Below are 14,585 nucleotides of genomic sequence, written 5' to 3'. Positions count from 1 at the left end.
GTATTGAAATATTTTTATACGCAGGAGGAAACATTTTAAATGGAAAGTCACATAATTGTGGACATCGTAGTAATCGTAATACTTGTCGTACTGTCCTCGTACTTTTCCGCAACAGAAACCGCCTTTACTTCCCTCAACCGCATCAAGATGAAAAACATGGCGGGCGACGGTAATAAGCGTGCGGAGCTGGTGCTGAGGCTGGAAGAAAATTACGATAAATTGCTGACCACAATTTTGATCGGTAACAATATTGTAAATATTACTATGACCGCTATTTCCACGCTGCTTTTTGTAGAGCTGTTCGGAGCATACGGCCCGACGCTGTCGACGATCGTAATCACAGTAGTTGTTCTGGTCTTCGGCGAGATTACGCCCAAAGGGATCGCCAAGGAATCGGCGGAGTCCTTTTCCCTGTTTTCGGCACCGATCATCCGCATGCTGATGGTCCTCATGACCCCTATCAATTTTCTCTTCACAAAATGGAAGCAGCTGATGGCAAAGATCTTTAAGTTCGGCGATGACCGGACGATTACCGAGGATGAGCTTCTGACTATTGTGGAGGAAGCGGAGAACGTAGGCGGCATTGATAACGAGCAGAGCGAACTGATCCAGAACGCTATCGAATTCAACGAGCTGACTGCCTGGGACGTACTGACGCCCCGCGTGGATATGGAGGCCATCGACGTAGAGGATTCGAAGGAAGAGGTGGCTAAGCTGTTTAAGAAAACCGGATTTTCCCGCCTGCCGGTCTATGAAGATGACATTGATAAAATTATGGGGGTACTAAACCAGAAGGACTTCCATAACTATATAGTAGGAACCAATAAGAATATCTCCGATTATGTGATGCCGGTAGTATTTGTAGCCGGAGCCATAAAAGTATCGGCGCTGCTGAGAAAGATGCAGCAGATGAAAACCCATCTGGCCATCGTTATCGACGAATATGGAGGCACGGAAGGGCTGGTAACCATGGAAGATATCATAGAGGAACTGGTAGGAGAAATTTACGATGAGCACGATGCTGTTATGTCGCAGGAGATCATTCCGCTGCAGAACGGCAGCTACCGGGTAAAATGCAATGCCAGCATTGCCAAGGTCTTTGACTTTTTCGATATTGAAGAAGACATGGACGTACAGACGGTCAATGGCTGGGTAGTCGTCCAACTGGACAAGCTGCCCGTAAAGAACGATACCTTCCAGCAGCAGATTGAAAACAAGCTGCTGAAGGTAAGAGTAACAAAAGCTGATGACCGCAGGGCATTGGAGATAAACCTGGTGGTAGAAGAAATAGAGCCTGAAGAAGAAAGGAAAGGGGAACAACAGAAATGAGCTTTATGGAAAAAATCTTTGGCGACCTGAATGCGAAAGAAGTCAAGAAGGTCGCTAAAATTGCAGATAAGGTAGAGGCCTACGATGAACAGATGCAGGGCCTTACCGATGAGCAGCTGCGGGAGAAAACCGCGGAATTTAAGGAAAGACTGACAAAGGGCGAGACCCTGGATGACATTCTGCCGGAGGCTTTCGCGGTCTGCCGGGAGGCTTCGGTAAGGAGCCTGGGAATGAAACACTTCCGGGTACAGATCATCGGAGGTATCGTACTTCATCAGGGCCGTATCGCGGAAATGAAGACTGGTGAAGGTAAGACGCTGGTAGCAACGCTGCCGGTATATTTAAATGCTCTCGAGGGCAAGGGCGTACACGTTGTCACAGTCAACGATTATCTGGCAAAGCGAGATATGGAGTGGATGGGAAAACTGTACACCTTCCTGGGGCTGACCGTGGGATGCGTCATCCATGGGATCAGTGAAGAGGAGAGAAAAGCCGCCTATGGGGCCGATATTACTTATGGAACCAATAATGAATACGGTTTTGACTATCTGAGAGACAACATGGTTCTCTACAAAGAGGATATGATGCAGCGGGAACTGAACTTTGCCATTGTCGATGAAGTGGACTCCATCCTCATCGACGAAGCCAGAACGCCGCTGATTATTTCCGGACAGGGCGGAAAATCCACCGACATGTACAAGACTGCGGACCGCTTTGTAAAGGGCCTGACCGTGGAAACCGATTTCACCATTGAAGAAAAGGATAAACAGGTATCCCTCACCGAGGAAGGTGTAGATAAATGCGAACAGTTCTTCAATGTAGAAAACTTTTCCGATCCGGAAAACATGGAGATCAACCATCACGTGCTCCAGGCTCTGAAAGCCAGAAACCTGATGAAGCGCGACGTGGACTACATCATAAAGGACGGGGAAATTGTAATAGTCGATGAGTTTACCGGCCGTCTCATGTTCGGAAGACGCTACAGCGACGGACTCCACCAGGCCATCGAAGCCAAAGAAGGAGTTCTGGTGCGTTCCGAATCCAAGACGCTGGCGACCATCACCCTGCAGAATTATTTCCGTATGTATCAGAAGCTGGCCGGCATGACCGGTACGGCCAAGACAGAGGAAGATGAATTCCGGGATATCTATAACATGGACGTAGTAGTGGTTCCCACCAATATGCCCATTGTCAGAGAAGACCTGCAAGATGCGGTATACAGCACGGAAAATGGCAAATACAAGTCCATTGTTGATAAAGTGGTTGAGGCCCATGAGACCGGACAGCCGGTGCTGGTGGGTACCATTTCCATTGAGAAATCGGAGATTATCGCTAACAGCTTAAAGAAAAGAGGCATCAAGAATTTTAACGTTCTCAATGCCAAGCACCATGAGCAGGAAGCCGAAATCATTGCCGAAGCCGGAAGATTGGGGACCATCACCATTGCCACCAACATGGCCGGCCGTGGTACGGATATCATCCTGGGAGGCAACCCGGAGTTCGAAGCCAGACGCGAGATGCGGAAAATGGGCTACAGCCCCGAGGCAATCGCCTTTGCCACCGGATTTGTTCAGACCGATGATCCGGAGCTTTTGAAAGCCAGAGAAGAATTCCACCGTCTCCACGATCAATTCAAGGAAGAACGGAAAGAAGAACAGCAAAAGGTAATCGAACTGGGCGGACTGTGTATCATCGGTACCGAGCGCCACGAATCCCGAAGAATCGATAACCAGCTGCGAGGCCGTTCCGGAAGACAGGGCGACCCGGGCCGCACGCAGTTCTGCATTTCCCTGGAAGATGAGCTGATGCGCCTCTTTGGCGGCGAAAAGATGCAGAATGTGGTAAAGCGGCTGGGCGTAGAGGAAGATGAACCGATTGAAGCGGGAATGATTACCCGTTCCATTGAGGGAGCGCAGAAGAAGGTGGAAGGCCGTAACTTCTCCATTCGTAAATACGTGCTCCAATACGATAATGTTATGAACAAACAGCGTGAGATCATCTACGGCGAGAGGAAAAAGGTTCTCTTTGGAGAGGATCTCCGTGAGGATATCACCAGCATGACCCACGAGCTGATCGATGAAGTGGTGGAACCGATCACCATCGCCTCCAGATTTGCCGAAGAATGGGACCTGGAAACGCTCAACGAGGGACTAAAGAAGATATCTCCCAACTTTGAGCCGCTTTCCTTTACAGAGGATGAATTCCTGGATCTGAATCCGGATAATCTCAAAGAGCTGGTCTATGACAAGTTCGAGGAGCTGTACCAGGCGAAAGAAAAAGAGATCGGCATAGAAAAGATGCGTGAAGTAGAGCGGATGATTCTGATCCGTGTTGTTGACAACAAGTGGATGGATCACATCGACGCCATGGATCAGCTGAAGAGCGGTATCGGACTTCGCGCTCTGGGACAGCAGGACCCGGCTGCCGCATACGCGCAGGAAGGCTTTGATATGTTCGAGCTGATGATCCAGTCCATTAAGGAAGAAACCGTCAAATTCTGCTACAGCGTAACCGTACAGACCAGAACGGAGAGAGTAGACGTTATCGGTACCGGCGAGGGCCATAAAGATGAATATGTGGATGATGAGCCGATGATGGGCGGCGGAGAACTGCCCGAAGAGGAGCAGATCCCTCAGAGAGAAAAGAAGCAGGAACCGTACCGGAGAGAACATCCGAAAATTGGCCGCAACGACCTTTGCCCATGCGGCTCAGGTAAAAAATATAAAAACTGCTGTGGAAAAAACGCATAGTATTTTGAGAGGCTGACGATGAAAAAAGAAATGCTAAAAAGCAGAAACGGTTATGAGATTCCCTGTCTGCACACCCTGACAGGGAATGAACGGAAGGCTGTTCTTGTAATCCACGGCTTCGGCAGCAGCAAAGGAAGCCCCACAGCTATGATGCTGACAGAAGCATTGCCGCAGCAGGGGATCGGGACCCTCGCCTTTGATTTTCCGGCCCATGGTGACAGCCCGGTGGACGGATTAAAGCTGACGATCGAAAACTGTCTGGATGATCTTGCGTCTGCGGAAGCCAGGATCAGAGAGCTGGCGCCTGACGCGGAAATCGGTTATTTTGGCTCCAGCTTTGGCGCATATACGGTGCTGAACTATCTGGCAGAGCGGCAGCCTGCGGGGAGGAAAGCCTTTTTACGCAGCGCGGCGGTGGAAATGCCCAAGCTGTTCCGGCATAAAACAGAAGCCGAGCAGCGGCAGCTGGAAGAGGAGGGGTATGTGATCGTGGATCGGGATTATCTGCGGCCGCTGAAGCTGACGCAGGCATTTTTCGACGATCTGGATGCCCATGATGTTTTCCGGCTTTATCGGGCCGGCCTGGCAGATCTGGCCATGGTACACGGCAGTGAGGATGAAACGGCCTCACCGGAGGCGGCCCGGCGGTTTGCCAAAGAATTCGGCGCACGGCTTGTTATGATTCCCGGCGGCGACCACAGCCTTTCTCATCCGGGTATGCCGGAAGAAGTGCTGAGACTGGCTGCTGAGTTTTTTAAATAATACGTTTACAAAAAAAGAGCGGAGCAGGCTTTGAAGATGAAAAAGGGATACCACATGGAATTTTTCCTGTGCGAGATCCCTTTTTTGATTTAAATGTGGACGCTTGAAGCCCAGACCGGCTGTCCCGAAAATAAAAATCCCCCTTGGAAATTTTTTGCGGGTGGGGTATACTAAACTATCGGGCCTTTCCGGGCCTTATTCAAACAGAGAGAGGGATGAAAGCATGGTAGAATTAGAACAGATCAAATCTGATCTGCCCAGCCTGAAAGGCAGGCTCAAAGAGGCAGGTGAGTCCCTTTGACCTGGCCGGTTTGAGGGAAGAATTAAAGCGTCTTGAGGAAAAGACCCAGGCGGAAGGCTTTTGGGACGATCACGAAAATGCCCAGAAGGTCATGAAAGAGAAAAAATCCATTGAGAACAAGATAGAAGAATACGAAGCGCTGGCCACGGAGATCGAGGATGTGGAAGTGCTGATTTCCCTTGCCGAAGAAGCGGAAGACCCTTCTATGGCCGGGGAGATACAGGAGGCCTATGACGGTGCGGCGGAGAAGCTGGAAGAGCTGCGGCTGGCCACCTTGCTGACCGGAGAATACGATAAAAACAACGCCATCCTTTCGGTGCACGGAGGTTCCGGTGGCACCGATGCCAAGGACTGGGCGGAAATGCTCTTCCGCATGTATGTCAGATGGGCGGAGCAAAAGGGATACAAGGTCAAGATCCTCGATTACCAGGAAGAAAAAGAAGGCGGTATCAACAGCGCTACGGCAGTGGTCGAAGGGGAAAACGCCTACGGCTACCTGAAAAACGAAAAGGGTGTCCATCGCCTGGTTCGCATCTCGCCGTACGATTCGTCGGGCAGGAGGCATACTTCCTTTGCTTCCATGGATGTGATCCCGGAGATCGACGATGACATGACGGTGGATATTGATCCCGATGACCTGCGGATCGACACCTTCCGTTCCAGCGGCGCCGGCGGGCAGCACGTCAATAAGACCGACTCCGCCATCCGCATCACCCATATACCGACCAACATCGTTGTTTCCTGCCAGAATGAGCGGTCTCAGCATCAGAACAGAGAAGTCGCTATGAAACTGCTCATGTCCAAGCTGGTGGAGCTGAAAGAACAGGAGCATAAAGAGAATCTCAAAGAGCTGCAGGGAGACTACAGTCAGATCACTTGGGGCAGTCAGATCCGTTCTTATGTGTTCCACCCGTACACTATGGTAAAGGACCACCGGACAGGCGCGGAGGTGGGAAACGTCAATGCGGTCATGGACGGCAATATCGACTATTTTATCAATGAAAAGCTCAAACAAAAAGAAAGGTAAAAAACAGGCTCTATGAACATTATTGAAAAACTAGCAAAAGAATTTGAACTGAAGCTGTCCCAGGTGGAAAACACGGTGGCTTTGATTGACGAAGGAAACACCATTCCTTTTATCGCCAGATACAGAAAAGAAGTGACCGGCGGACTTTCCGACGTGACATTGCGCGACCTGGATGAACGCCTTGCCTATCTTCGCAATCTGGAAGAACGCAAGGAAGAGGTCATTCGCCTGATCGAGGAACAGGGAAAGCTGACGGACGAGCTGAAAGAAAAGATCATGGAGGCAGAGGTCCTGCAGAGAGTTGAGGACCTGTACAAACCTTACAAACAGAAAAAGGCCACCCGTGCGTCCAAGGCAAAGGCAAGGGGATTGGAGCCGCTGGCGCTGACCTTCTGGGCGCAGGAGCTGGAAGAGGGTTCCGTGGAGGAGCTGGCCGGACCTTTTGTGGATGAAGAAAAAGAGGTGCCCGACGCAGCGGCGGCAATCGCAGGCGCTATGGATATCATGGCGGAGATGATTTCCGACGACCCGGAACTGACCGCGAAGATCCGTGAAAAGACCCAAAACAGTGGACTGATCGTGACGGAAGCCGCGGATCCGGAGGAAAAGACCGTATACGAAATGTATTACGAATATCAGGAAGCTATAAAAAAGATTCCCAATCATCGGATTTTGGCCATCAACCGGGGAGAAAAAGAAAAGAAGCTGAAAGTAAAAGTAACGGTTCTGACCGAGGATATGGAAAAGCTGCTGCAGCAGGCGGTTATCACCAACGAAAGATCCATTTTTACCGATCTTTTGAAGGAAACGATTGCCGACGCTTACAAGCGCCTGATGGCTCCATCCATCGAGCGGGAGATGCGCAATATGCTCACTGAGCGGGCAGAGCTGGAGGCGGTGAAGGTGTTTGCCAAAAACACGGAAAAACTGCTGATGGTTCCGCCTGTAAAGGGTGCCAGAATCATCAGCATCGACCCGGGCTACCGTACCGGATGCAAGGTGGCCGTCCTCAACGAAACGGGAAAACTGCTGGCCTACACCACCGTCTATCCGACACAGCCTAAAAAAGATGTGGCGGGGACAGAAGCCACGCTGAAAAAGCTGGTTGATAAATACAAAATCAACGTTATCGTCATCGGCAACGGAACCGGCTCCAGAGAAACGGAAGAAGTGGTAGCCAACTTCATTAAAAAGAACGGTCTGGACATCAGCTACACTATCGTCAACGAAGCCGGCGCGTCAGTTTACTCGGCTTCCAAGCTGGCTACTGAGGAATATCCGGACCTGGATGTAACCACCAGAGGAGCCATGTCCCTGGGACGCAGGCTTCAGGACCCGCTGGCGGAGCTGGTTAAGATTCCCACGAAGAGCATCGGGGTCGGACAGTATCAGCACGATATCAATCAGGGACTGCTGGAGTCAGCTCTGGACAATGTGGTGGAAGACTGTGTAAATCGGGTGGGGGTAGATCTGAATACGGCATCTCCGTCCCTGCTGGCCCATGTGGCGGGAATTAATATGGGAATCGCCAAAAACATCGTAGCCTATCGGGAAGAACAGGGATCGTTCGCGGACCGCAAGGAACTGAAAAAGGTTTCCAAGCTGGGAGAAAAAACCTTTAAACAGTGCGCCGGTTTTATGCGCATTTCCGATGGAAAAAACCCGCTGGACGCCACTTCCGTCCATCCGGAATCCTATAAAGCGGCGGAAGCCATGCTGAAAAAGTTGAAGATCGACAAGAAAGAGATCATCCGCGGCGGCGTGGCCGATATCGAAAAGCAGATCAGCCAGCTGTACGCAGAAGAGAGCAAGCCGAAAAAGGTTGAAACCAGAGGCAAAGGCCTTGCTGCTTTAGCTGAGCTGAGCAAGAAAAAAGAAGATCCCCGGAAAAACCTGGGCAGAGCCATTGAAAAGCTTTCAGAAGAACTGGAAGTGGGACCAATGACGCTGAGGGACATCATTGAAGAAATCAAAAAGCCGGGAAGAGACCCCCGTGAGGACGCGCCGGCGGTGGTGTTCAGAAACGATGTGCGCAGCTTTGAGGACCTGGAAGTGGGCATGGAAATGATGGGTACTGTGCGCAACGTGGTGGATTTCGGCGCCTTTGTGGATATCGGTGTCAAAAACGACGGACTGGTGCACATTTCCGAGATCAGCAATAAGTTTATCAAGCATCCGATGGATGCGGTTTCCGTAGGGGATACGGTGAAGGTGAAGATTATAAATATCGACCGTGAAAAACAGAAGATTGGCCTGACCATGAAGCTGTAAGGCATCCCAAGTGTATACAGTATTTATCCCCGTACAAGGTTGTAATAAATGGTTATATGTGTTAGTATTTTAACGATTGGTGCAGGTCTGCACTTGTACGTCATTTAGAAAAGGAGACGAGAGAAAATGCTAATTGAGACACTCAGTAACTTCTGGCAGGATACCGGCCTGGCTAATGTGGCATATCAAAATGTCATCATGATCGTGGTATCGTTCATTTTTCTTTATTTGGCAATCAGGCATGGGTTTGAACCTCTGCTGCTGATTCCAATTGCTATGGGTATGTTATTATCCAACCTGCCAATAAGTGGTATGTTTATTGAGCATGCGGAGATCACATCATCGAATCAGCTATCGGATATTGGGCTGCTGACCATATTCTACGCGCTGAAACCGATTTTCCCATCGCTGATATTCTTGGGAGTAGGGGCGATGACGGACTTTGGACCGCTGATTGCGAATCCGAAATCTCTGATTATGGGAGCTGCTGCGCAGTTCGGAATCTTCTTCGCGTTTTTCGCTGCGATTATTCTGGGCTTTGACGCACAGGGCGCGGCATCCATTGGCATTATCGGCGGAGCAGATGGCCCGACTGCGATCTATCTGACCAGCAAACTGGCGCCGCAGCTGTTGGGACCTATCGCCGTAGCAGCGTACTCCTACATGGCACTGGTACCGATTATTCAGCCGCCAATTATGAAGGGGCTGACAACCAAGAAGGAACGTGTGATCAAGATGGATCAACTGCGAGTGGTAACTCAGAAAGAAAAGATTTTATTCCCAATCGCAGTTACCGTTATCGTAGTATTGCTTCTGCCTGCAGCAGCGCCGCTGATCGGTATGCTGATGCTGGGCAACCTGTTCAAGGAATCCGGAAGAGCAGACAGACTTTCCGACACCGCGCAGAACGCAATGATGAACATCGTTACGATCCTGCTGGGTCTGGCTGTTGGAGCCTCCGCTACAGGGGCGACCTTTATTAAGGCCGAAACACTGAAAATTGTAGTTCTGGGCATATGCGCTTTCGCAGTGGGAACTGCAGGCGGCGTTCTGATCGCAAAACTGATGAACGTGCTCACCGGCGGAAAGATCAATCCGCTGATCGGATCGGCTGGCGTATCCGCAGTACCGATGGCCGCCCGGGTATCTCAGAAGGTGGGTCAGGCAGAGAACCCTTCGAACTTCCTGCTGATGCACGCTATGGGACCAAACGTAGCCGGTGTAATCGGATCGGCTGTAGCCGCTTCGGTAATGCTCTCTATGTTCGGCGGATACTGATACATATCGAAAATCTCTAAAATCATTTTTATACAAGAAAACAGGCTTGTTGCTTTTAGGCAGCAGGTCTGTTTTCTTTTTTGTTTTCTATCGTCTTTATACAATCTTAATGCCCCGGCCCAGACCCTTAACCCCATTTTTATACGAAACCTCCTATAATGAATATGTAAGTTATCTGAATTTACTGACTTTTATTGGACTTTGTGTTATACTGGTACTAAGGCTAAAGTTGAAGAGGAAAGGCGCCGCATAAGGCGAACAGAGAACATAGTATAACAATCGTGCGGAGTGGAACGTAGCTTAAGCTTGGGCAGACGTTCCATATTTTTTTGTTTATTTGCGATTTTACTCAGTGACTCTTCCGTGGCAAGCCCGAAAACAGCCTGCATAATGAGTATATTACAAAGGAATTACGGAAGGGAGAACATATTATGAAATTGGGATTTATAAAACCGGATTTCCCCAATGAAAAACGGGTGGCCATTTTGCCGGAGGATATTTTAAATAACGAGCTTGATAATCAAATTTTTATTGAAGAAGGCTTCGGCGAATATATGGACGTTGACGATGGCGATTACCGCAGCGCAGGCTGTGAGGTTTTTTCCAAAGATGAAATCTTTGAGCGCAGCGAGGCGATTTTTTCCTTGAAGCTTATGCAGCCGGGCGACTATGGAAAACTGCGAAATAATCAGCTGATCGTAGGCTGGGTACACCCGGATGGGTCGGGAAAAGAGTTCACGGAAAAGGTGGCCCGGCCTAAGTCGTTGGTAATAGCCGATTTGGATAACATCCATCCAAAGGTCTATTATAATGACAGTTCTGTGGCCATCGATTGGCTGAAACGCGACTTTATTTACAAAAACAGTTATAATGCCGGCTATTCGGCTGTGATGCACGCATTATTGTGTTTTGGACTCATCCCCAGTCCCTCGACGCAGGTCGCGGTGCTTTCATCGGGCAATGTGGCGCAGGGAGCTTTCTCCGCTGCTGTAAAACTGGGCGCACGCCCCAGGATGTTTTATCGGAAGACAATGAAGGAATTTTATTCGTCCATCAGCCGGTATGACATAATCATCAACGGCATAGAAGCCGATCAGCCCGGCAGCTATATTATTTCCCGGGACCAATTGGAAAAGTGCAGGAAAGGCTGCCTTTTCATCGATGCGGCAGCCGATGCGGGCAACGCTATCGAAGGCACCAGGTACACCAGTATTGACGATCCGATTTACAAAGAAGATGGTTTGTATTTTTATGAGGTCAATAATGTACCTTCTATTTTCTATAAAAATTCAAGCGTCGATATCAGCCGCTCTTTCTGTAAAAATGTCTATAGCAGAGATGTTAAATGCTTTTATGATTTGGCGAGGACTATCGGATATAGATAATTTTTTAAACACTTCCGTACTGGCAGACCAGGTCGATGAACAGCTGCATGAGAGGGCTGATCCATTTGTTTTTATGGCGGCCGCATACGGCAGTTATGATTTTGCCGTCCAGTTCGGAGTCAATTGTGCACAGTTCTCCATCCTCCAGCTCTTTCTTTACGGAAAAGGAAGGAAGATAAGACACGCCCATATCGTTTTTTACCAGGTTTTTAATGGTGGGAATACTCCAAAGCTCGATGGTATGATCCAGGGTAATATCCTTTTCTTTCAGATATGCCTCAAAAATCTGCCTGAAAACACAGGCGGGTTCGTTAATGATGAAAGGAAGGGGAAGCTGCTGGCCGGGTGTAATAAAATCAGGGAACTGCTTACGGATCTTTGGCGAGGCCACCAGAGCCAGAGGATACTGTCCGATGGGATAAGTGGTGAGCGATGAACCCAGTCCGCCGATGTCTTGATAGAAGACTCCCAGATCAATGGAACCCTTGAGCAGCGCGTCGCGGATATCGTAACAGTTCATGGAGCGCAGGAATAAGCGGGCCTGCGGGGCCTGCTCATGGAATTTTTTCAAGACGGCCGGTATTTTATAACACATCATGGTTTCCGCTGCGGCAACATGAAGGTCGCCTTGCAGCTGGGACAGATCTTCGGTAAAGTTCTTCATTTTATCCACGGAGGATAGTACCTCATCCACATAGGGAATCAATTTTTCCCCCGCTTTTGTCAAAACCATTCTGCGGCCGATTTTTTCAAACAGAGGAGCGGACAGCTCCTGCTCCAGCTGCTGTACCTGGAAGGTGATGGTCGACTGGGTATAACTGAGCTTTTCTGCGGCGCGGGAAAAACTGCCTTCCTCAATGATCGTTTTAAAAGTCTGTAAATATTTAAGTTCCATGCTTCCCCCTCCAACAGTTCAATTATATTGAAATTAAAATTTGATTATTTCAATTTGTTTTAACGAATTCCTTGGGTTATTATAAAATAGAAAGGGGAGTGAAACAAGTGTTGAATCAAATTTTAATTGCTTTTTTGCCATATGCTTTTGTTACTGCTTTTACTCCGGGACCCAATAATATTCTGGCCCTCAATTCTGTCAGCAATTACGGGTGGAAAAGAAGCCGCTTTATGCTGGCGGGCATCTGCAGCGGCTTTCTGTGCGTTATGGTTGTCTGCGCCCTGGGCTGCTTTGAGCTGGCCCAATATCTGCCGGCCTTCGTTGATCTTATGAAATATGTTGGGGCTGCGTATATTCTTTGGCTGGCGCTCCATGTGGCCCGCAGCAAGCCATCCGGTGCAGGAGAGACGGAAAAAACCTCTTTCTGGAAAGGGTTTATGCTGCAGTTTGTCAATGTGAAGATTATTCTGTACGGCCTGACGGTTTATACAGGGTATGTGCTTGCGGTGTCCCAGTCGCCGGCGTATCTGCTGTTGAGCGTGATTTTGAGTACCGTGGTGGGATGTGCGGGCACTCTGACCTGGGCCGCGGTGGGAGGCATTTTAAACAGGTTCATCGGGAAGCATTATAAAGGCTTTAACCTGTCCATGGCGCTGCTACTGGTTTGGTGCGCGGTTATGCTGCTGGTGGAGTGACAGGCTCAGGTGGTTTCGTGTCAAGAAAATTCCAAAGATCGCCCCGATAAGGATAATAGGCGCTAACCTAACAAACAGCCATTCAAATACGTGAAAAGCTGCTCCGAAAACGGCTGTTTCAGGATCACTATAATTCCAACCCAAGTAAGGACTATTGATTGCTATTAGGACCGCAGAAATTATTACTATGATCGCGCACAATGAGATAAGCAGCCGATGAACCCTCTTTTGTTTCGTGGCCTTTCTTTGTGCAAGCTGCAAGTTTATAATCTCCAGTTTTTCGGCAATCGCTTTTAAGTCATCGACCTTCGGCTCAATAACGTTTTCTCCAAGCAAAGTGCTTACAGGTGTTTCGAGTGCTTCCGATATAGAAATCAACATATCAGAGTCAGGGACGGACCGTCCATTCTCCCATTTAGAAATTGTTTGTCGCACTATATTCAGCTTGATAGCAAGTTCTTCTTGCGAAAGTCCTTTTGATTTTCTGATTGCTTTAATATTTTCGCTTAACATTAGGGATAACCTTCTTTCTTTGTAGTGTTACCATTATTGTACGAGGAAGTGACCGTTGCTGCAAGCAACGCATAGTAACATTCATTTTGTTACATTGTTTTTCGCTACTTTGTGCTTGTATTATATGGAATTTACACGAAAAATGAAATGCAATGTGCGGGAAGTGAAATGTAAAAGAAAATAAATCTGTAAAATTGTAATGTGGTAAACTGTTAGAAAAATACATGGAGGATAAAGGCATGAATTTAAAAGAACAGGTATTACCATATTTAGAGTACTGCGAATTTAGAAAAGAGCTGGATAAAAAGACACTTAAAGCATACCGCATTGACCTAAGACAATTTTTTGAGTTTTTGGCAGAAAAAGAAGTAAGTAAAGGGAACATGGAGTCCTATATTACATATCTGCACAAAAGTTTTCGGCAGAAAACGGTCAAACGAAAAATAGCTTCCTTGAGGGCCTTTTTCAATCATTTGGAGGATGAGGAGCTTTTGGACACTGAGAATCCATTTCGCAAAATAAAAGTCAAATTTAAGGAAAAGCTCATCCTTCCAAGGGTCATTTCCAGAAATGATATAGAGAAGTTATTGAACTATATTTATAAGACCAAACGCACGGCAACTGCAAGTCAAAGAAAGATCATGCTCCGGGATCTGGCAGTTATCGAATTGTTTTTTGCGACAGGGGCAAGGGTTTATGAGATATCGAATTTAAAGAAAAGTAATATTGATCTTAATTCGGGGGCAATACGAATCATGGGAAAAGGAGGGAAGGAACGTTATATTCAAATTGGAAGTGCGGAAGTTTTGTCTCTTTTGAATGAATATTATAAAGAGAACGAGCAGGAAATCAAAAGAAGCGAGTATTTTTTCGTTAATAGGCGCGGATTGCGGCTTACAGAACAGTCGATCAGAGGTATGATTAAAAAATATTCTAAGGAGGCCGCAATCGAAACCCATATTACGCCACATATGTTTCGCCATTCTTTTGCTACTTATCTGATTGAGGAGGGTGTGGATATAAGCTATGTTCAGGATATCCTAGGACATAGCTCCATTAAGACTACGCAGATATATGTGCACATTGCATCTGAGAAAAAGGCTGAGATTTTGAGGGCGAAGCATCCACGGCTTAGGATGAATATTACAGCTGCATAAGGAGTGTGTTCAAATTATTGACAAATGGCCAGCTTTTACAACGGGTGGCCTTGTTGGTGTGTGAAAAATTGGGGAAAGTTTAATTGGAATGTTTGGATTTATTGTCGGAGGAGGGGAAATGTGGTAGAATTTATATATATTGTTAGGCAGAATATGTTGTTGCCAGTGGATAATATATAGTTATCAACGATACTAATCATTTTTAAGGGGATTGATTATGGC

At 47.9% G+C, this 14,585-nt stretch carries 11 protein-coding genes; 9 read left to right on the top strand and 2 right to left on the bottom strand.

All coding sequences use genetic code 11. From position 1 onward, the window contains the following. Window positions 1-39 precede the first annotated feature (39 nt). From NE619_RS12345 to NE619_RS12315, 7 genes are all read left to right on the top strand, one after another. The gene (locus NE619_RS12345; protein WP_256132734.1) at window positions 40-1,329 is read left to right on the top strand and encodes an HlyC/CorC family transporter; all 1,290 of its coding nucleotides are present in this window, start codon (window positions 40-42) and stop codon (window positions 1,327-1,329) included. Beyond that, window positions 1,326-4,079, top strand: coding sequence for a preprotein translocase subunit SecA (gene secA, locus NE619_RS12340; RefSeq protein WP_256132733.1), 2,754 nt, complete (start codon window positions 1,326-1,328; stop codon window positions 4,077-4,079). The genes NE619_RS12345 and secA overlap by 4 nt, the downstream gene beginning before the upstream one ends. Before the next feature lie 18 nt (window positions 4,080-4,097). Next, on the top strand, window positions 4,098-4,841 hold the full coding sequence (locus tag NE619_RS12335; protein ID WP_256132732.1) for an alpha/beta hydrolase: 744 nt from the start codon (window positions 4,098-4,100) through the stop codon (window positions 4,839-4,841). A gap of 223 nt (window positions 4,842-5,064) precedes the next feature. Then, a protein-coding gene (gene prfB, locus NE619_RS12330) for a peptide chain release factor 2 (protein WP_256132731.1) occupies window positions 5,065-6,169 on the top strand; the annotation gives its coding sequence in 2 pieces (ribosomal slippage) (window positions 5,065-5,139 and window positions 5,141-6,169; 1,104 coding nt in all). Window positions 6,170-6,181: 12 nt separating this feature from the next. Next, window positions 6,182-8,440: a Tex family protein gene (locus NE619_RS12325; protein WP_256132730.1), complete on the top strand. Its 2,259-nt coding sequence runs from the start codon at window positions 6,182-6,184 to the stop codon at window positions 8,438-8,440. 126 nt (window positions 8,441-8,566) lie between these two features. Next, the gene (locus tag NE619_RS12320; protein ID WP_256132729.1) at window positions 8,567-9,718 is read left to right on the top strand and encodes a sodium ion-translocating decarboxylase subunit beta; all 1,152 of its coding nucleotides are present in this window, start codon (window positions 8,567-8,569) and stop codon (window positions 9,716-9,718) included. A 431-nt stretch (window positions 9,719-10,149) separates the two neighbouring features. Continuing rightward, entirely contained in the window at window positions 10,150-11,103 is a 954-nt protein-coding gene (locus NE619_RS12315; RefSeq protein ID WP_256132728.1) for a N(5)-(carboxyethyl)ornithine synthase, read from the top strand. 4 nt (window positions 11,104-11,107) lie between these two features. Here NE619_RS12315 and NE619_RS12310 read toward each other — a convergent pair whose 3' ends face one another. Continuing rightward, a complete protein-coding gene (locus tag NE619_RS12310) occupies window positions 11,108-11,998 on the bottom strand; it encodes a LysR family transcriptional regulator (protein ID WP_256132727.1) in 891 nt (296 codons plus the stop codon). A 110-nt stretch (window positions 11,999-12,108) separates the two neighbouring features. Here NE619_RS12310 and NE619_RS12305 point away from each other — a divergent pair, with 110 nt between their 5' ends. Then, window positions 12,109-12,693 (top strand): LysE family transporter, encoded by a 585-nt coding sequence (locus NE619_RS12305; RefSeq protein WP_256132726.1) that lies wholly within the window; start codon window positions 12,109-12,111, stop codon window positions 12,691-12,693. On the opposite strand, the gene NE619_RS12300 is transcribed toward NE619_RS12305, so the two are convergent. After that, window positions 12,655-13,206 (bottom strand): helix-turn-helix domain-containing protein, encoded by a 552-nt coding sequence (locus NE619_RS12300; protein WP_256132725.1) that lies wholly within the window; start codon window positions 13,204-13,206, stop codon window positions 12,655-12,657. The two genes, NE619_RS12305 and NE619_RS12300, sit on opposite strands and share 39 nt — an antisense overlap. A 239-nt stretch (window positions 13,207-13,445) precedes the next feature. Here NE619_RS12300 and NE619_RS12295 point away from each other — a divergent pair, with 239 nt between their 5' ends. Further along, entirely contained in the window at window positions 13,446-14,363 is a 918-nt protein-coding gene (locus tag NE619_RS12295) for a tyrosine-type recombinase/integrase (protein WP_256132724.1), read from the top strand. Window positions 14,364-14,585 lie beyond the last annotated feature (222 nt).

The organism is Anaerovorax odorimutans, from assembly GCF_024459955.1.
Taxonomy (GTDB): Bacteria; Bacillota; Clostridia; order Peptostreptococcales; family Anaerovoracaceae; genus Hominibacterium; species Hominibacterium odorimutans_A.
Note: the sequence above shows the minus strand (reverse complement) of the source record. Positions and strands in the feature narration are given on the sequence as shown.